This window comes from Serratia sp. CY43202 (assembly GCF_052168755.1).
GTDB classification, from domain to species: domain Bacteria; phylum Pseudomonadota; class Gammaproteobacteria; order Enterobacterales; family Enterobacteriaceae; genus Serratia; species Serratia bockelmannii.
Window position 1 is genome coordinate 175,835 of the sequence record NZ_JBJNMB010000001.1, and the last position, 18,490, is coordinate 194,324.

The 18,490-nt window shown below is 58.2% G+C and carries 15 protein-coding genes; 12 read left to right on the forward strand and 3 right to left on the reverse strand.

The window, feature by feature from the left end:
- Positions 1 to 59: 59 nt before the first annotated feature.
- Positions 60 to 1,262 (reverse strand): acetate kinase, encoded by a 1,203-nt coding sequence (gene ackA / locus ACJ8J5_RS00920; RefSeq protein WP_025303669.1) that lies wholly within the window; start codon positions 1,260 to 1,262, stop codon positions 60 to 62.
- 358 nt (positions 1,263 to 1,620) lie between these two features.
- Between ackA and yfbV the strand changes: the two genes are divergently transcribed.
- The 4 genes from yfbV (at position 1,621) to ACJ8J5_RS00940 (ending at position 5,318) form a co-directional block, all read left to right on the forward strand.
- Positions 1,621 to 2,076, forward strand: a complete 456-nt coding sequence (yfbV, locus tag ACJ8J5_RS00925; RefSeq protein WP_004936061.1) for a terminus macrodomain insulation protein YfbV — start codon at positions 1,621 to 1,623, stop codon at positions 2,074 to 2,076.
- A gap of 143 nt (positions 2,077 to 2,219) precedes the next feature.
- Positions 2,220 to 2,714, forward strand: a complete 495-nt coding sequence (locus tag ACJ8J5_RS00930; protein WP_016926898.1) for a YfbU family protein — start codon at positions 2,220 to 2,222, stop codon at positions 2,712 to 2,714.
- Between the two features lie 17 nt (positions 2,715 to 2,731).
- Entirely contained in the window at positions 2,732 to 3,388 is a 657-nt protein-coding gene (locus ACJ8J5_RS00935) for a sugar phosphatase (protein WP_414105055.1), read from the forward strand.
- Between the two features lie 79 nt (positions 3,389 to 3,467).
- A complete protein-coding gene (locus ACJ8J5_RS00940) occupies positions 3,468 to 5,318 on the forward strand; it encodes an SLC13 family permease (RefSeq protein WP_414105056.1) in 1,851 nt (616 codons plus the stop codon).
- Between the two features lie 27 nt (positions 5,319 to 5,345).
- Here the strand turns inward: ACJ8J5_RS00940 and yfbR are convergent, their stop codons facing one another.
- Together yfbR and ACJ8J5_RS00950 are read right to left on the reverse strand one after the other, a co-directional pair.
- On the reverse strand, positions 5,346 to 5,945 hold the full coding sequence (gene yfbR / locus ACJ8J5_RS00945) for a 5'-deoxynucleotidase (RefSeq protein ID WP_025303666.1): 600 nt from the start codon (positions 5,943 to 5,945) through the stop codon (positions 5,346 to 5,348).
- A 107-nt stretch (positions 5,946 to 6,052) separates the two neighbouring features.
- Positions 6,053 to 7,267, reverse strand: coding sequence for a pyridoxal phosphate-dependent aminotransferase (locus tag ACJ8J5_RS00950; protein WP_025303665.1), 1,215 nt, complete (start codon positions 7,265 to 7,267; stop codon positions 6,053 to 6,055).
- 856 nt (positions 7,268 to 8,123) lie between these two features.
- On the opposite strand from ACJ8J5_RS00950, the gene lrhA reads away from it, so the two are divergent.
- From lrhA to nuoH, 8 genes are all read left to right on the forward strand, one after another.
- The gene (gene lrhA / locus ACJ8J5_RS00955) at positions 8,124 to 9,068 is read left to right on the forward strand and encodes a transcriptional regulator LrhA (protein WP_025303664.1); all 945 of its coding nucleotides are present in this window, start codon (positions 8,124 to 8,126) and stop codon (positions 9,066 to 9,068) included.
- Positions 9,069 to 9,776: 708 nt separating this feature from the next.
- Positions 9,777 to 10,214: an NADH-quinone oxidoreductase subunit NuoA gene (gene nuoA / locus ACJ8J5_RS00960; RefSeq protein WP_025303663.1), complete on the forward strand. Its 438-nt coding sequence runs from the start codon at positions 9,777 to 9,779 to the stop codon at positions 10,212 to 10,214.
- Positions 10,215 to 10,229: 15 nt separating this feature from the next.
- Positions 10,230 to 10,904 carry a NuoB/complex I 20 kDa subunit family protein gene (locus ACJ8J5_RS00965; RefSeq protein WP_004936039.1) on the forward strand — a complete coding sequence of 225 codons (675 nt, stop codon included), beginning with the start codon at positions 10,230 to 10,232 and terminating at the stop codon, positions 10,902 to 10,904.
- 96 nt (positions 10,905 to 11,000) lie between these two features.
- Complete coding sequence (gene nuoC / locus ACJ8J5_RS00970) at positions 11,001 to 12,797, forward strand: NADH-quinone oxidoreductase subunit C/D (RefSeq protein ID WP_025303662.1); 1,797 nt, start codon at positions 11,001 to 11,003, stop codon at positions 12,795 to 12,797.
- Positions 12,798 to 12,799: 2 nt separating this feature from the next.
- The gene (gene nuoE, locus ACJ8J5_RS00975; protein WP_004936034.1) at positions 12,800 to 13,351 is read left to right on the forward strand and encodes an NADH-quinone oxidoreductase subunit NuoE; all 552 of its coding nucleotides are present in this window, start codon (positions 12,800 to 12,802) and stop codon (positions 13,349 to 13,351) included.
- On the forward strand, positions 13,348 to 14,694 hold the full coding sequence (nuoF, locus tag ACJ8J5_RS00980; RefSeq protein WP_004936030.1) for an NADH-quinone oxidoreductase subunit NuoF: 1,347 nt from the start codon (positions 13,348 to 13,350) through the stop codon (positions 14,692 to 14,694). Before nuoE ends, nuoF begins: the two co-directional genes overlap by 4 nt.
- A 77-nt stretch (positions 14,695 to 14,771) precedes the next feature.
- Positions 14,772 to 17,510, forward strand: a complete 2,739-nt coding sequence (gene nuoG, locus ACJ8J5_RS00985) for an NADH-quinone oxidoreductase subunit NuoG (RefSeq protein ID WP_004936025.1) — start codon at positions 14,772 to 14,774, stop codon at positions 17,508 to 17,510.
- Positions 17,507 to 18,484, forward strand: coding sequence for an NADH-quinone oxidoreductase subunit NuoH (gene nuoH / locus ACJ8J5_RS00990; RefSeq protein WP_004936022.1), 978 nt, complete (start codon positions 17,507 to 17,509; stop codon positions 18,482 to 18,484). Before nuoG ends, nuoH begins: the two co-directional genes overlap by 4 nt.
- Positions 18,485 to 18,490: the final 6 nt, after the last annotated feature.

The following is an 18,490-nucleotide window of genomic DNA, read 5'->3' on the forward strand; positions in this document are numbered from 1 at the left end:
ACGATTAACATGAGGCTAAAACAACACCGTCAGCCTGGGCTGACGGTGTTTTGAGAGCATTACGCGGTCAGGCGGGATGCGTCCTGCGCGATGACCAACTCTTCGTTGGTCGGGATCACCAGCGCCAGGCGGCTGCCGTCTTTGGTGATGGCGCCGGATTTGCCGAAGCGAGCGGCCATGTTGCGGTCGTGGTCGATTTCGAAGCCCAGCAGGCCCAGTTTGTTCAGGGTCAGCTCACGCACCATGCCGGCGTTCTCGCCGATGCCGCCGGTGAAGATCACCGCGTCCAGACGGCCTTCCATCAGCGCGCTGTAGGCGCCGACGTATTTGGCCAGACGGTGGCAGAACACGTCCATGGCGCGTTTGGCGTCGGCTTTGCTGTCGTAGTTGTCTTCAACGTAACGGCAGTCGCTGGTGACTTCGGTCAGGCCCAGCAGGCCGGATTCTTTGGTCAGCATCTTGTTGATCTGGTCAACGCTCATGCCCAGAGAATCGTGCAGGTGGAAGATGATAGCCGGATCGATGTCACCGCTGCGGGTGCCCATCACCAGGCCTTCCAGCGGGGTCAGACCCATGGAGGTGTCAACGCACTGGCCGTTGCGCACTGCGGTGACGGAGCCGCCGTTGCCCAGGTGGCAAGTGATCACGTTCACTTCTTCTACCGGCTTGTTCAGCATCTTCGCGGCTTCTTGAGTCACGTAGAAGTGGCTGGTGCCGTGTGCGCCGTAGCGGCGAACGCCGTGGTCGCGGTACAGGCTGTACGGCAGGGCGTACAGGTAAGATTCTTCCGGCATAGTCTGGTGGAACGCGGTGTCGAACACGGCAACGTTCTTGTCGGCCAGGTTAGGGAAGGATTTCAGCGCTTCCGCGATGCCGATCAGGTGAGCTGGGTTGTGCAGTGGTGCAAACGGCACGGAATCTTTGATACCCTGCAGAACTTCGTCGTTGATCACGGCAGAAGCGGTGAACTTCTCGCCGCCGTGCACGATGCGGTGGCCGATAGCGGTCAGCTGCGCGGAAAGCTCTGGTTTTTGTGCCAGAATAGTATTAACAATGAAGTTCAGCGCTTCGCTGTGTGCAGCGCCGGCCCCCAGGGCAGCTTCGTGTTTGGCGCCGTCCATTTTCCACTTGATGCGAGCTTCAGGCAGGTGGAAACACTCGGCCAAACCGGAGAGGAATTCGTCGCCGTTAACGGCATCGATGATGGCGAATTTCAGAGAAGAACTGCCGCAGTTAAGAACCAGTACTAGCTTACTCGACATGGAAGTACCTACTTAAATAGTCGTGTTGTTAAAAGAAAATCGAACACACGTGGTGAATTAATCGTCAATCAGACAACAAGCGTAGCGCATAGTGCCGATGACATTTATGATTAACATCATGTGAAGTGCACAAATCACAGGATGATGGAAAAACCGATGATTTCTCTGCGGTTTAAATAATCTTGATTTTTATAGGGCTAAAAGTTGACAAAATTTACGTCATCTTCTACCGGCCACAAGGCCGGCTTAGGATACCGATAGCCCGGTGCAAACACAAAATAAATTTAAAGCTTCAAATTTTTTAGTATGGTCTCTGGCAGCACGCTTTTAGTTTCTTTACGTGACGTTGAGGTACGCAATGACGAGCAAACCGTCCGGTTCCGTAAGCTGGTTTCAGGTCTTCCAGCGCGGGCAGCATTATATGAAAACCTGGCCGTCGGACAAACGTCTGGCACCGGTCTTTCCGGAGAATCGCGTTGCGCGTGCCACCCGTTTCGCTATCCGTTTCATGCCGCCGTTGGCGATTTTCACGCTGACCTGGCAGATCGCGCTGGGCGGCCAGCTGGGCCCGGCGATCGCCACCGCGCTGTTCGCCTGCAGCCTGCCGATGCAGGGCTTGTGGTGGCTGGGGCGCCGTTCGGTCACGCCGCTGCCGCCGACGCTGCTGCAATGGTTCCATGAGGTGCGCAACAAGCTGACGGAAGCCGGGCAGGCGGTGGCGCCGCTCGAAGGCACGCCGACCTATCAGACGTTGGCCGATCTGCTCAAGCGCGCCTTCAAGCAGCTGGACAAAACCTTCCTCGACGATCTGTAAATGAAAAAAGGCCGCGCTGATGCGGCCTTTCTCGTCAAAGCGGCAATAACCCCGGTTTAAATCAAAGAACGGTCGAGTTGTGATTTCCTGCGTTCTTGCGCTGTGCGATGCTCCCGCCATCACACAGAAATGAGGAAATCCTGATGGAAATGACCAACGCCCAGCGGCTGATCCTGTCGAACCAGTACAAGATGATGACCCTGCTCGATCCGGACAACGGCGACCGTTATCGCCGGTTGCAAACCATCGTCGAACGCGGCTTCGGTTTGCAAATGCGCGAACTGGATCGCGACTTCGGCGAACTGAGCGAAGAGGTGTGCCGCACCATCATCAACGTGATGGAGATGCACCATGCGCTGCAGGTTTCCTGGGGCAACCTGAAAGAGAAGCAGGATCTGGACGAGCGCCGCCTGGCGTTTCTCGGCTTCGACGCCGCTACCGAGGCGCGCTACCTGAGCTACGTGCGTTTCCTGGTCAGCACCGAGGGGCGTTATACTCACTTCGATTCCGGTAGCCACGGTTTTAACGCCCAGACCAAAATGTGGGAAAAGTACCAGCGTATGCTGGCGATCTGGCTGGCCTGTCCGCGCCAGTATCACTTGAGCGCCGTTGAGATAGCGCAAATCATCAATGCTTGATTAAGAAGAGGTTTTCTGTGGAGTGTAAGGGTTTTCTGTTCGATCTTGATGGCACCCTGGTGGATTCTCTGCCGGCGGTAGAGCGTGCCTGGACGCACTGGGCCGAGCGCCGCGGCGTCGATCCGCAAGCGGTGCTGGACTTCATTCACGGTAAACAGGCCATTACTTCTCTGCGCCACTTTATGCCGGACGAAAGCGAAGCGGAAATTCAGAGCGAGTTCCAACTGCTGGAGCAGGTGGAAGCGCAGGATACCGACGGCGTTCGCGCGCTGCCGGGCGCCATCGCGCTGCTGGAGCGCCTGAACGCGCTCGGCATCCCTTGGGCGATCGTCACCTCCGGTTCGGTGCCAGTGGCCGGTGCTCGCCGCCAGGCCGGCGGTTTGCCGCAGCCGGCGGTGTTCATCACCGCCGAGCAGGTTAAACACGGTAAGCCACAGCCCGATGCCTACCTGCTGGGCGCCGAGCGCTTGGGGCTGGCGCCGCACGAGTGCGTGGTGGTTGAAGACGCGCCGGCCGGCATTCTTTCGGGTCTGGCTGCGGGCTGTCAGGTGATTGCGGTCAACGCCCCGGCCGATGCGCCGAAGCTGGAGCAGGTCGACCTGCGGCTGGATTCGCTGGCGCAGATCGCCGTCGATAAAACGGCGCAGGGCGCGATCGTTCGCCGGCTGGCCTGAGTGGCATTATCTTCACCCTAATTGATTAGACCCCGCTTCGGCGGGGTTTTTTTATGCTATTTTTTAGACCTTTGGACATTTGCCGGATGAGGCCGTTTTGAACAGCGAATTACTGTGGGTGCTGAGTTTACTGCTGATTGCCATCGTGCTGTTTACCACCAACAAGCTGCGGATGGACGTGGTGGCGCTGTTGGTGATTATCGCCTTCGTGCTGAGCGGCACGCTCAGCCTGCAGGAAGCGACGGTCGGTTTCAGCGATCCCAACATGATTTTGATCGCCGCACTGTTCGTGATCGGCGAAGGGCTGGTGCGCACCGGCGTGGCTTATCAGGTGGGCGACTGGCTGGTGAAAGTGGCCGGCAGCAGCGAAACCAAAATGTTGATGCTGCTGATGGTGACGGTCGCCGGGCTGGGCGCGTTCATGAGCTCGACCGGCGTGGTGGCGATCTTTATCCCGGTGGTGCTCAGCGTGACGGCCAGAATGAAGATCGCGCCGGGGCGGCTGATGATGCCGCTCAGCTTCGCTGGGCTTATCAGCGGCATGATGACGCTGGTGGCCACGCCGCCCAACATGGTGGTCAACAGCGAACTGGTGCGGGAAGGCATCCATGGTTTCGGTTTCTTCAGCGTGACGCCCATTGGCCTGGTGGTGCTGGCGCTGGGCGTCGGCTACATGCTGATCGCCCGGCGTTGGCTGGGCAGCGGTGACACCGGCAAAGCCGGCGATGACTGGCAGCGTCGCACCTTCCGCGACCTGATCCGTGATTACAAGCTGACCGGCCGCGCGCGGCGGCTGGCTGTCCGCAGCGCTTCGCCGCTGATCGGACGTTCGCTGGATGAACTGCACCTGCGTGCGCGCTATGGTGCCAACGTGGTGGGCATCGAGCGCTGGAAACGCTTCCGGCGGGTGATGGTCAGCGCCTCCGGCAGCACCGAGCTGCGCGAGGGCGACGTCCTCTTGATCGACATGTCGGACAGCCAGGTCGATCTGCGCGAATTCTGCGGCGAGCAGCGGCTGGAGCCGATGGTGCTGCGCGGCGATTACTTCTCTGAACAGTCGCGCAACGTCGGCATGGCCGAAGTGTCGCTGATCCCGGACTCGGCGCTGCTGGGCAAAAGCCTGCGTGAAGCAGCGTTCCGCAGCCGCTACGATCTGAATGTGGTGGGCATCCGCCGCCACGGCGAGACTCTGAGCGGCAAGCTGGTGGACGAGCCGCTGGAGCTGGGCGACATTTTGCTGGTGATCGGCGACTGGAAGGCGATTCGTCAGCTGCAGGCCAAAACCCACGACTTTATCGTGCTCAACCTGCCGGCCGAAGTGGACGAAGTGGCGCCGGCCATCACCCAGGCGCCGCACGCGCTGTTTTGCCTGGCGTTGATGGTGGCGATGATGCTGACCGACGAAATTCCCAACCCGATCGCGGCGCTGATCGCCTGCCTGCTGATGGGCAAGTTCCGCTGTATCGACATGGAGAGCGCCTATAAGTCGATCCATTGGCCGAGCATCATTTTGATCGTCGGCATGATGCCGTTCGCGCAGGCGCTGCAAAAGACCGGCGGCGTGGATCTGATCGTCCGCGGGTTGATGGACGTCGCCGGCGGCGCGGGGCCGCGCGTGATGCTGCTGTGCCTGTTCGTCTTGTGTGCCACCATTGGCCTGTTTATTTCCAATACCGCGACGGCGGTGCTGATGGCGCCGATCGCCATTGCCGCCGCGCGCGAAATGGGCGTCTCGCCATACCCGTTCGCGATGATCATCGCCATCGCTGCGTCCGCCGCCTTTATGACGCCGGTCTCTTCACCGGTCAACACGCTGGTGCTGGGGCCGGGCAATTACAAGTTCGGCGATTTCGTGCGTCTCGGCGTGCCGTTCACTCTGCTGGTGATGGCGGTCAGCGTGATCGTGGTGCCATGGCTCTACGGCTTTTAGCGGCGCAGCGAGGCTGCGCCCGCGGGGTTACAGCGAGCTGTCGAGGCTGATTTCGTCCAATGACAGGCTGAAGCTGGGAATGAACACGTCCATGAAATAGTCCATTTCCGGGCTGCGGCGCTGTTCCAGGGTTTTATCCAGCCGCGCCTTGGCCAGGGTGAATTCGTTGTTGCCGGCAGAGAGTTCCTCCAGGCATTTCAGGTAGGCACACAGCGCGTCCGCCTGCTTGACCACCTGCTTTTCATCTTCACTGTAGTAGTGCTCATCGAGAATGGTGCGAAAATCGTTGCGCAGCTCCGCAGGGATCATGTCCAGCAGCTTTTGCTGGGCGATCTTTTCGATCTTCTTGTATTCGTGGGCGATCTGCGGATTGTAGTACTTGATCGGCGTCGGCATGTCGCCGGTGATCACTTCGCTGGCGTCGTGATACATCGCCAACAGCGCAACGCGGTCGGCATTGAGGTTGCCGTTGAATTTGCGGTTCTTGATCACTGCCAACGCATGGGCGACAAAGGCCACCTGCAGACTGTGTTCGGAGACGTTCTCGGTACGCACGTTGCGCATCAGTGGCCAGCGGTTGATCAGTTTCAGGCGGGACAGATGGGCGAAGAAATGGCTCTGGCTCATGGTGCTCTCTTTAACGGCAAGTGAGGGCCCCATTGTGAAGCAGTGACGGCGAATTTTGCAACCGGGCAATGAGAGAAGGGCGCAGCAAGGCGCTGCGCCCCAGGCGATTACTGGTGGTAACCTTCCAGGAAGCGGCCCAGCTTGCCGACCGCCATTTCCAGTTCGTCTACGCGCGGCAGGGTGACGATACGCACGTGATCCGGGTAAGGCCAGTTGAACGCGGAGCCTTGCACCAGCAGCACTTTTTCCTGCAGCAGCAGATCCAGCACCAGCTTCTGGTCGTCGTGGATGTTGAAGCGCTTGGCGTCGATGCGCGGGAACATATACAGCGCGCCCTGTGGCTTCACGCAAGAGACGCCTGGGATATCGTTGAGCAGTTCCCAGGTGCGATTGCGCTGTTCGTACAAACGGCCGCCGGGCTGAATGAATTCGCTGATGCTCTGATAACCGCCCAGCGCGGTTTGAATGGCGTGCTGCATCGGCACGTTGGCGCACAGGCGCATCGAAGCCAGCATCTCCAGCCCTTCGATATAGCCTTTGGCATGCTTCTTCGGCCCGTTCAGCACCATCCAGCCCTGGCGGAAGCCCGCCACGCGGTAGGTTTTCGACAGGCCGTTGAAGGTCACGGTCAGCAGATCCGGCGCCAGTGCGGCGATCGAGTGGTGCTCGGCGTCGTCGTACAGGATCTTGTCGTAGATCTCGTCGGCGAAGATGATCAGGTTGTGTTGACGGGCGATCTCGACGATCTGTTCCAGCAACGCTTTGCTGTAAACCGCGCCGGTCGGGTTGTTCGGGTTGATGATCACGATGCCGCGAGTGCGCGGGGTGATCTTGCTGATGATGTCGTCCAGATCCGGGAACCAGCCGGCCTGCTCATCGCACAGGTAGTGCACGGCCTTGCCGCCGGACAGCGATACCGCGGCGGTCCACAGCGGGTAGTCCGGCGCCGGCACCAGCATTTCGTCGCCGCTGTTGAGCAACGCCTGCATGGATTGGACGATCAGCTCCGAGACGCCGTTGCCAATGTAGATATCCTCAACGGTCACGTCACGCATGTTGCGCGCCTGGTAGTGCTGCATGATCGCTTTACGCGCCGAGAAGAGGCCTTTGGAATCGGAGTAGCCTTGCGCCGTGGGCAGATTGCGGATCACGTCGACCAGGATTTCGTCCGGGGCGTCGAAACCGAACGGGGCAGGGTTGCCGATGTTCAGTTTCAGGACTTTGTTGCCTTCTTCTTCAAGACGTTTAGCTTCTTTAAGCACCGGGCCGCGAATGTCATAGCAGACGTTGTCCAGTTTGCTGGATTTCTCAATGGGGGACATAAAAAGTTGAGCCTTTTGCTGGGATAGGGGCGCTCCTACCGTGGGACGCCGCAACTCGCCCAATGTACTCCTGGCGTAGTTGCTTTTGAAGGGTTTTGCACGCCTTTGGTGCAAATGCATGTCGTAACGGGGGATTTTAGTTATGATAAGCAAAGGTAAAGTTATTTTGTGGTTTATAATTTCATGAACTATAATTTTACTAGGGTTTTGTTCTGATAAATCCCGCATCGATAAACGCGACGTGCCGGCGATCGCGGCCGGCAGCAGTGAACTGATAAGCCGAAAGGGAGAATCGGCTTCAATAAACTGTAAAGGAACGATAATACCGGAGTAGTCTGATAGCGGGGTGCCGGTTCGCGCACCACACTAAGGAAAATGACATATTTACATTAGCTTTACTTTATATTTTACCTTAAGCATTGTTTATGTGGTTATAAGATTATTATTTAAAGCAAAAATCTTACTGATTGAATTTATTAAATTCATTGAGTAGTAACACGAAGTCGGTACCGTTAATTATTTATCTTTTTTGCTCTGGAATGCAGTCTGAAGGCCGGTTGATAAGGGTTCTCAGTAGCACGAATGGAGTGGAAATTAGGCAGTATGAATGAGTAAAATCTCAGGTTCGGTGGGGGTTTTCCCTTTTCACCGGTATTCAGTCCCCCGCGTTCTATAAGCAGCATCGATAGATCGCATTTTAAAAAGCGATAGAGGTAACGAATCATAAGTAATTTTTTTGCCCTCCACTTATGAGTGGGGTACTGTCATAACAGGCGCCGTCCTTTTCAACGGCGTCTGAGAAACACACCAGGGTAGTAGTTCGTAAATTAGAATTTAAAAAAGTGAAGAATACACTATGACAACTGCAAATCGTCCGATACTTAATCTCGACCTCGATCTGCTAAGAACCTTTGTTGCGGTTGCTGATTTGAATACCTTCGCCGCGGCGGCTGTTGCCGTTTGCCGTACTCAATCAGCCGTCAGTCAACAAATGCAGCGATTAGAGCAACTGGTCGGCAAAGAACTGTTTGCCCGCCATGGGCGCAACAAACTCCTGACTGAGCATGGTATTCAGCTTCTCGGTTATGCCAGGAAGATCCTGCGCTTTAACGACGAAGCCTGTACCTCGCTGATGTACAACAATATAAAAGGTGTTCTGACCATCGGTGCTTCCGACGACACCGCCGATACCATTCTGCCTTTCCTGTTGAACCGCGTGACCGCCATCTATCCGAAGCTGGCCATTGACGTGCGCGTAAAGCGCAGTACGACGATGGTCGATCTGCTGGAAGAGGGCGAGATCGATCTGGCGGTGACCACGGCCGATCCTGCCGGGCACCCGCACATCGTGCTGCGCACGTCGCCGACGCTGTGGTATTGCGCCGCCGATTATCACTATCAGGCCGGCGAACCGATCCCGCTGGTGGTAATGGATGAGCCAAGCCCGTTCCGCGCGCTGGCGATTAAACAGTTGGACGAAGCCGGTATTCCGTGGCGTATCGCCTACGTCGCCTCCACGCTGTCCGCGGTGCGGGCGGCCTGTAAAGCCGGCCTGGGCGTGACCGCACGGCCGATCGAGATGATGAGCCCCGATCTGCGGGTGCTGGGCGCGGTGGAAGGTTTGCCGCCGCTGCCGGATACCCAGTATGCGCTGTGCAAAAACGCGCAGTGCAGCAACGAGCTGGCGATGGCCATCTTCAGCGCGATGCAGGGCGGCAATGACGGCTATGGCTTCAACGGTGCGGAAGGCGGTCTCCAGAGCGATCAGGATGACGCCAGCCTGGTGGACGAAGAAGAATAACGTCGCGGCGCGATATCTGATGAAAAACCTCTGCTTCGGCGGAGGTTTTTTTTGCCCTTTTTTTACCTAAAAATTTATTTATATGTATTTGGCTTGTATTTTCAATTGAATTGGCTGTTTTGTTAACTTTTAAGCGTTAATGAAAAGAGAGTTTGGCCGGGTTTAATACGCTAAGTTCGTTTTTTGAGCAATAAGATTGAATGGGTTAAAGGCATGGTAATAGCAGGGGTATTTTGTTAGCTTATAGCGGCCGTTTTTGCGGCTCAATTTGAGGAAAATTGTTAAAGGGCCACACTTTTTTTGAGGATTTATGCTGAAAACGTGTCCTGGATCAAAAAAATACCCCTAGGTAGTGAGTGGAAGAACAGGGAATTCCTGAGACAATGGTATAGTAAAACTGAAATGTGCATGTTGGTTTATATCTATCTGTTTCTACACAAAAATTAACTGACACGATTTAGCCTGTCCCTGGCGCATCAAATGTTAATCAAATGATACGTATGTAAACTAGTGTGTAGATACTTTTGTCAAAGTTGACAAAAGGTTATAGAAAGGAGTAAAAAGCCCACAGAAAAACGCTGCCTAACTCGCTGTAAAAGCAGTTTGTTTGTGTGGTTATTTATCCTTCCCTTAAATCGATGTGGCGCACTAACTGCCGGTGACAAGAGCAGTGCGATCGACGCCACTTTTGATGAGTAAGCATAGAGTATGTCAACAACCACTGAAGTTATCGCTCATCACTGGGCGCTCGCCGTATTTCTCGTTGTGGCTATCGGGCTCTGCGGCTTAATGCTGCTGGGCGCGTTCTTCTTGGGCGGGAGAGCCCGGGCGCGCGCCAAACACACCCCGTTTGAATCAGGCATCGACTCGGTCGGCACGGCGCGCATGCGCTTGTCCGCCAAGTTCTACCTGGTGGCCATGTTCTTCGTTATTTTCGACGTTGAAGCCTTATACCTGTATGCCTGGTCGGTCTCGGTTCGCGAGAGCGGTTGGGTAGGCTTTATCGAAGCCGCCATTTTCATTTTGGTGCTATTGGCCGGTCTGGTTTATCTGGTGCGCATCGGCGCGTTGGATTGGACTCCGGCGCGTTCCCAACGCCGCAGCAAACCGAGCACGATCACTAACACCAACAGTCATCCGCAGTAACAGCGAGGCATTAAGATGGACTATACGCTCACCCGCATAGACCCGAACGGTGAGAACGACCGTTATCCCCTGCAAAAACAGGAGATCGTCGCCGATCCCCTGGAACAACAGGTCCACCGCACGGTTTACATGGGTAAACTCGAACATGCGCTGCATGACATGGTGAACTGGGGGCGTAAAAACTCTATTTGGCCGTATAACTTCGGCCTTTCGTGCTGTTACGTGGAGATGGTGACGTCGTTTACCGCCGTTCACGACGTGGCGCGTTTCGGTGCGGAAGTGTTGCGCGCCTCCCCGCGTCAGGCTGACCTGATGGTGGTGGCCGGTACCTGTTTCACCAAGATGGCCCCGGTCATCCAGCGCCTGTACGAGCAGATGCTGGAACCGAAGTGGGTGATCTCGATGGGCGCCTGCGCCAACTCCGGTGGTATGTACGACATCTATTCCGTGGTGCAGGGCGTGGACAAGTTCCTGCCGGTCGACGTGTACATTCCCGGCTGCCCACCGCGTCCGGAAGCCTACATGCAAGCGCTGATGCTGCTGCAGGAATCTATCGGCAAAGAACGTCGCCCGCTGTCGTGGGTTGTCGGCGATCAGGGCGTTTACCGCGCCAATATGCAGTCTGAAAGAGAGCGTAAACACGGCGAGCGCATCGCGGTGACCAACCTCCGGACGCCTGACGAGATTTAAGACGTTCATTTAACGTCCATCTTAGTGCGCTATTGGTTAACACAGCGAAAAGTGAAACTTGCGGCGAATAACCCTTTAGTGTGGTGAAAAAAAATTATGACAGATTTGACGACGCACGACGCCTTGCCTGCCTGGCAGACCCGAGATCACCTTGACGACCCGGTGATCGGCGAACTGCGCAACCGTTTTGGGCCGGAAGCCTTTACTGTTCAGGCCACCCGTACCGGCATGCCCGTGGTATGGGTTAAACCTGACCAGTTACTGGAAGTAATGACGTTCCTGAGAAAACAGCCGAAGCCGTATGTCATGCTGTTCGATCTGCATGGCGTGGACGAACGTCTTCGCACCCACCGCGACGGCCTGCCCGCTGCGGATTTCTCCGTTTTCTACCATCTGATTTCCATCGAGCGCAACCGCGACATCATGCTGAAGGTGGCGCTGTCTGAAAAAGACCTGCACGTGCCCACGGCGACCAAGGTATTCCCGAACGCCAACTGGTATGAGCGCGAAACCTGGGAAATGTTCGGCATCACCTTCGACGGCCACCCGCACCTGTCGCGCATCATGATGCCGCAGACCTGGGAAGGGCACCCGCTGCGCAAGGACTACCCGGCGCGCGCCACCGAATTCGATCCTTTCGTGCTGACCAAGCAGAAAGAAGATCTGGAGATGGAAGCGCTGACCTTCAAGCCGGAAGACTGGGGCATGAAGCGCGGCACCGAGAACGAAGACTTCATGTTCCTCAACCTCGGCCCGAACCACCCGTCTGCGCACGGTGCGTTCCGCATCATTCTGCAGCTGGACGGCGAAGAGATCGTCGACTGCGTGCCGGACATCGGTTATCACCACCGCGGCGCCGAGAAGATGGGCGAGCGTCAATCCTGGCACAGCTACATTCCGTACACCGACCGCATCGAGTATCTCGGCGGCTGCGTGAACGAAATGCCTTACGTGCTGGCGGTCGAGAAGCTGGCCGGCATTAAGGTGCCTGAGCGCGTCGACACTATCCGCGTGATGCTGTCCGAGCTGTTCCGTATCAACAGCCACCTGCTGTATATCTCCACCTTCATTCAGGACGTCGGCGCGATGACCCCGGTGTTCTTCGCCTTTACCGACCGTCAGAAAATCTACGATCTGGTGGAAGCGATCACCGGCTTCCGTATGCACCCGGCCTGGTTCCGCATCGGCGGCGTCGCGCACGATCTGCCGCGCGGTTGGGATCGCCTGCTGCGTGAATTCCTCGACTGGATGCCGAAACGTCTGGATTCTTACGTGAAAGCGGCGCTGAAGAACAGCATCCTGAAAGGCCGTTCCATCGGCGTAGCGTCTTACAACGCCAAGGAAGCGCTGGAGTGGGGTGTGACCGGTGCCGGCCTGCGTGCTACCGGCGTTGAGTTCGACGTGCGTAAATGGCGTCCTTACTCCGGCTATGAGAACTTCGACTTCGAAGTGCCAGTGGGCGACGGCAACAGCGACTGCTACACCCGCGTGATGCTGAAGGTGGAAGAGCTGCGCCAGAGCCTGCGCATCCTCGAACAGTGCCTGAACAACATGCCGGAAGGTCCGTTCAAGGCCGATCACCCGCTGACCACGCCGCCGCCGAAAGAGCGCACGCTGCAGCACATTGAAACGCTGATCACCCACTTCCTGCAGGTTTCCTGGGGCCCGGTGATGCCAGCCAACGAATCATTCCAGATGATTGAAGCCACCAAAGGGATCAACAGCTACTACCTGACCAGCGACGGCAGCACCATGAGCTACCGCACCCGGGTACGTACGCCGAGCTTTGCGCACCTGCAGCAGATCCCATCGGTCATCCGAGGCAGCCTGGTTTCCGACCTGATCGTCTATCTGGGTAGTATCGATTTTGTAATGTCAGATGTGGACCGCTAACTATGCATGATCAAAAAGACAATCACGCAGTCAACGATGCGCTCGAGCCCATCAATGCAGCCGCTCCTCAGAGCGGCGTTGATGCATTTGTACTGAGCGCGGAAGAACGTGATGCGATCGAGCACGAAAAGCACCATTACGAGGATCCGCGCGCCGCTTCCATCGAAGCACTGAAAATTGTGCAGAAGCAGCGCGGCTGGGTTCCGGACGGTGCGATTTACGCCATCGCGGAAGTGCTGGGCATCCCCGCCAGCGACGTAGAAGGCGTGGCCACGTTCTACAGCCAGATTTTCCGTCAGCCAGTAGGACGTCACGTGATCCGTTATTGTGACAGCGTTGTTTGTCACATCACCGGTTACCAGGGCATTCAGGCCGCTATCGAGAAGAAGCTGAACATCAAGCCGGGTCAAACCACTTTTGATGGCCGCTTCACGCTGCTGCCGACCTGCTGTCTGGGCAACTGCGATAAAGGGCCGACCATGATGATTGATGAGGACACTCACAGTCAGTTGAAGCCTGAAGATATCGAGACGCTACTGGAGCAGTATCAATGACCAAGCACATTGTACGCACTCCCGAAACGCATCCGCTGACCTGGCGTCTGCGCGATGACAAGCAGCCGCTGTGGCTGGACGAATACCGCAGCAAAAACGGCTATGCCGGCGCAGAAAAGGCCCTCAAAGGCCTGGCCCCGGACGAGATCGTCAGCCTGGTGAAAGATTCCGGGCTGAAGGGCCGCGGCGGCGCGGGCTTCTCCACCGGTTTGAAGTGGAGCCTGATGCCGAAGGACGAATCCATGAACATCCGTTACCTGCTGTGTAACGCCGATGAGATGGAGCCGGGCACCTATAAAGACCGTCTGCTGATGGAGCAGCTGCCGCACCTGCTGGTGGAAGGCATGCTGATCTCCGCGTTCGCGCTGAAAGCCTACCGCGGTTACATCTTCCTGCGCGGCGAATATATCGAAGCAGCGGCGCATCTGCGTCGCGCCATCGCGGAAGCCACCGAAGCCGGCTATCTGGGCAAGAACATTCTCGGCACCGGATTTGATTTCGAGCTGATCGTGCACACCGGCGCCGGCCGTTACATCTGCGGCGAAGAAACTGCGCTGATCAACTCGCTGGAAGGCCGCCGCGCCAACCCGCGTTCCAAGCCGCCATTCCCGGCCAGTGCCGGCGTCTGGGGCAAGCCGACCTGTGTCAACAACGTCGAAACGCTGTGCAACGTGCCGGCCATTTTGGCGAACGGCGTGGAGTGGTACACCGGCATCTCCGGCAGTGAAGACAAAGGCACCAAGCTGATGGGCTTCTCCGGCCGGGTGAAAAATCCGGGCGTCTGGGAGCTGCCGTTCGGCACTACCGCGCGCGAGATCCTGGAAGACTACGCCGGCGGCATGCGCGACGGTCTGCGTTTCAAAGCCTGGCAGCCGGGCGGCGCGGGCACCGACTTCCTGACCGCCGATCACCTCGACCTGCCGATGGAATACGGCGCGATCGGCAAAGCCGGCAGCCGTCTCGGCACCGCGCTGGCGATGGCGGTAGACCACGAGATCGGCATGGTGCCGCTGGTGCGTAACCTGGAAGAGTTCTTCGCCCGCGAGTCCTGCGGCTGGTGTACGCCATGCCGCGACGGCCTGCCGTGGAGCGTGAAGATCCTGCGTGCGTTGGAAAACGGCGAAGGGCAGCCGGGGGATATCGAAACCCTCGAACAGCTGTGCCGCTCCCTCGGCCCGGGCAAAACCTTCTGCGCCCACGCGCCAGGTGCCGTAGAGCCACTGCAAAGCGCGATTAAATATTTCCGTGAAGAGTTCGAGGCGGGTATCGCCGTGCAGCACTTCGGCAACGCCCATGCGATTGGCGGCATTCAGCCGAACAATCTGCTGAAGCAGCGCTGGTAAGCCGAACTCGCCCGAACACGGCCAGAATTTTTGATTAACGCCTGCCGCAAGGCAGGCCACTTGGAAGCATGCTGACTATGGCTACGATTCATGTAGACGGCAAAGAGTATGAGGTAGACGGGGCGGACAACCTGCTGCAGGCTTGTCTTTCCCTCGGCCTTGATATTCCTTACTTTTGCTGGCATCCGGCGCTGGGAAGCGTCGGCGCTTGCCGCCAATGTGCGGTAAAGCAATACCAAAACGCGGAAGATACGCGCGGCCGTTTGGTGATGTCCTGTATGACCCCGGCATCCGATGGCACCTTCATCTCCATCGATGACGGCGAAGCGAAGCAGTTCCGTGAAAGCGTGGTCGAGTGGTTGATGACCAACCACCCGCACGATTGCCCGGTCTGTGAAGAAGGCGGTAACTGTCACCTGCAGGATATGACGGTAATGACCGGCCACAGCTTCCGCCGCTACCGCTTCACCAAGCGTACCCACAACAACCAGGAGCTGGGGCCGTTTATCTCGCACGAGATGAACCGCTGCATCGCCTGCTACCGCTGCGTGCGTTACTACAAAGACTATGCGGACGGCACCGACTTCGGCGTGTACGGCGCGCACGACAACGTCTACTTCGGTCGCCCGGAAAGCGGCACGCTGGAAAGCGAGTTCTCCGGCAACCTGGTGGAAGTGTGCCCGACCGGCGTATTCACCGACAAAACGCACTCCGAACGCTACAACCGTAAATGGGACATGCAGTTCGCGCCGAGCATTTGCCAGCAGTGCAGCATCGGCTGTAACACCAGCCCGGGCGAACGCTATGGCGAGCTGCGCCGTATCGAAAACCGTTACAACGGCAGCGTGAACCACTACTTCCTGTGCGACCGAGGTCGTTTCGGTTACGGCTACGTCAACCAGAAAGATCGTCCGCGTCAACCGCAGCAGCTGCGCGGCGATGACTGGATCACCCTGAACGCCGAGCAGGCGATGCAGGGCGCGGCGGACATCCTGCGTCAGGCGAAGAAAACCATCGGCATCGGCTCCCCGCGCGCCAGCCTGGAAAGCAACTTCGCACTGCGCGAGCTGGTCGGCGCCGAGAACTACTACACCGGTATCGCTCAGGCGGAGCAATCACGCCTGGCGCTGATGCTGAACGTGCTGAAAAACGGCGGCGTCCATACGCCGGCGCTGCGTGAGATCGAAGATTACGACGCGGTGCTGGTGCTGGGCGAAGACCTGACGCAAACCGGTGCGCGTATCGCGCTGTCCGTGCGCCAGGCCGTCAAGGGGAAAGCTCGCGCGATGGCGGCGGCGCAACGTGTTGCCGACTGGCAGATCGCGGCGGTGCAGAACATCGGTCAGCACGCCAAGTACCCGCTGTTCACCACCAACGTCGACAACACCCGCCTGGACGACATTGCCGCCTGGAACTACCGCGCGCCGGTGGACGAGCAGGCACGCTTCGGCTTCGCCATCGCGCACGCGCTGGATAGCGCAGCGCCGGCGGTGAACGATCTGGCCGACGGCCTGAACAAGAAAGTCGATATCATCGTGCAGGCGCTGACCGGCGCACGCAAACCGCTTATCGTGACCGGCAGCAACGCCGGCAGCGAAGCCATCATCGAAGCGGCGGCCAACATCGCCAAAGCGTTGAAGGGCCGCGGTTCCGATGTCGGCATCACCTTCGTGGCGGGCGCTGCCAACAGCATGGGCCTGGCGATGATCGGCGGCGGTTCGCTCGATCAAGCGCTGGAACAGCTGGCGAGTGGCGCAGCCGACACCGCCATCGTGATGGAAAACGATCTCTATCGTCATGCGCCGGCGGCGCAGGTGGACGCAGCGTTGGCCAAGGTCAACAACCTGATCGTCGCCGACCACCAGCGCACCGCGATCATGGACAAAGCCAACCTGATCCTCTCCTCGGCCAGCTTCGCCGAGAGCGACGGTACGCTGATCAACCAGGAAGGCCGCGCGCAGCGCTTCTTCCAGGTATACGATCCGGCTTACTATGACGACGCCAAGAAAAATCAGTTCACCGTGATGCTGGAAAGCTGGCGCTGGATGCACTCGCTGCACTCCACCTACACCAGCCGCCACGTGGACTGGACCCAGCTCGATGACGTGATCGCCGCTTGCGTCGCCGCATTGCCGCAGCTGCAGGGCATCGTCGATGCCGCGCCGGACGCGACGTTCCGCATTCGCGGTCAGAAGCTGGCGCGTTCGCCGCACCGTTCCAGCGGCCGTACCGCCATGCGCGCCAACATCAGCGTGCACGAGCCGCGTCAGCCGCAGGATAAAGACACCATGTTCGCCTTCTCGATGGAAGGGAATAACAGCCCGCTGGCCGATCGTCAGCAGATCCCGTTCGCCTGGGCGCCAGGCTGGAACTCACCGCAGGCATGGAACAAGTTCCAGGCCGAAGTGGGCGGCAAACTGCGCCACGGCGATCCGGGCGTGCGCCTGATCGAAGCGGGGGAGGGCAGCCTCGGTTACTTCGACCGCGTGCCAGCCGCCTTCAATCCGAACGACGGCTGGCGTGTCGCGCCTTACTACCACCTGTTCGGCAGCGATGAAATGTCGCAGCGCTCTCACGTGATCCAGCAGCGCATGCCAGAAGCCTACGTGATGGTCAACCCGGCCGACGCGGCGACGCTTGGCGTCAACGCGGGCAGCCTGGTGGAGTTCAGCTGCGCGGGCCAGACCTTGCGTCTGCCGGTGCGTCTGAGTGAAACCCTGACCCAGGGCCAGGTTGGTTTGCCGCTCGGCTTGCCAGGGATCCCGCCGATCTTGGTGGGTGCTAAGGTAGACAATCTGCGGGAGGCGGCACGATGAGCTGGTTTACCCCTGAGGTGATCGACATTCTGATCGCCATTCTTAAAGCGGTCGTGATCCTGTTGGTGGTCGTGGCGTGCGGGGCATTCATGAGCTTCGGCGAACGCCGCCTGCTCGGCCTGTTCCAGAACCGCTACGGACCGAACCGCGTAGGTTGGGGCGGCTCGCTGCAGCTGGTCGCCGACATGATCAAAATGTTCTTCAAGGAAGACTGGGTACCGAGATTCTCCGACCGGGTGATCTTCACCCTGGCGCCGATGATCGCCTTTACTTCCCTGTTGCTGGCATTTGCCATCGTTCCGGTCAGCCCGACCTGGGCGGTGTCCGATCTCAACATTGGTATTCTGTTCTTCCTGATGATGGCCGGCCTGGCGGTGTACGCCGTGCTGTTCGCCGGATGGTCGAGCAACAACAAATACTCGCTGTTGGGCGCGATGCGCGCCTCCGCGCAAACCCTGAGCTACGAAGTGTTCATCGGCCTGTCGCTGATGGGCGTGGTGATGCAGGCGGATTCGTTCAACATGCAGGCCATCGTTGAATCCCAGGCGCACGTCTGGAACGTCATTCCGCAGTTCTTTGGCTTCGTGACCTTCGCGATCGCCGGCGTGGCGGTGTGCCACCGTCACCCGTTTGACCAGCCGGAAGCCGAGCAGGAACTGGCCGACGGTTACCACATCGAATATTCCGGCATGAAGTTCGGTCTGTTCTTCGTGGGGGAATACATCGGTATCGTCACCGTGTCTGCCCTGATTGTGACGTTGTTCTTCGGCGGCTGGCAGGGTCCGTTCCTGCCGCCATTCATCTGGTTCGCGTTGAAAACGGCCTTCTTCATGATGATGTTCATCCTGATCCGTGCCGCGCTGCCGCGTCCGCGTTATGACCAGGTGATGTCCTTCGGCTGGAAAGTGTGCCTGCCGCTGACGCTGCTGAACCTGCTGGCAACCGCCGCGGTCATTTTGTACAACGCTCAATAAGGGGTG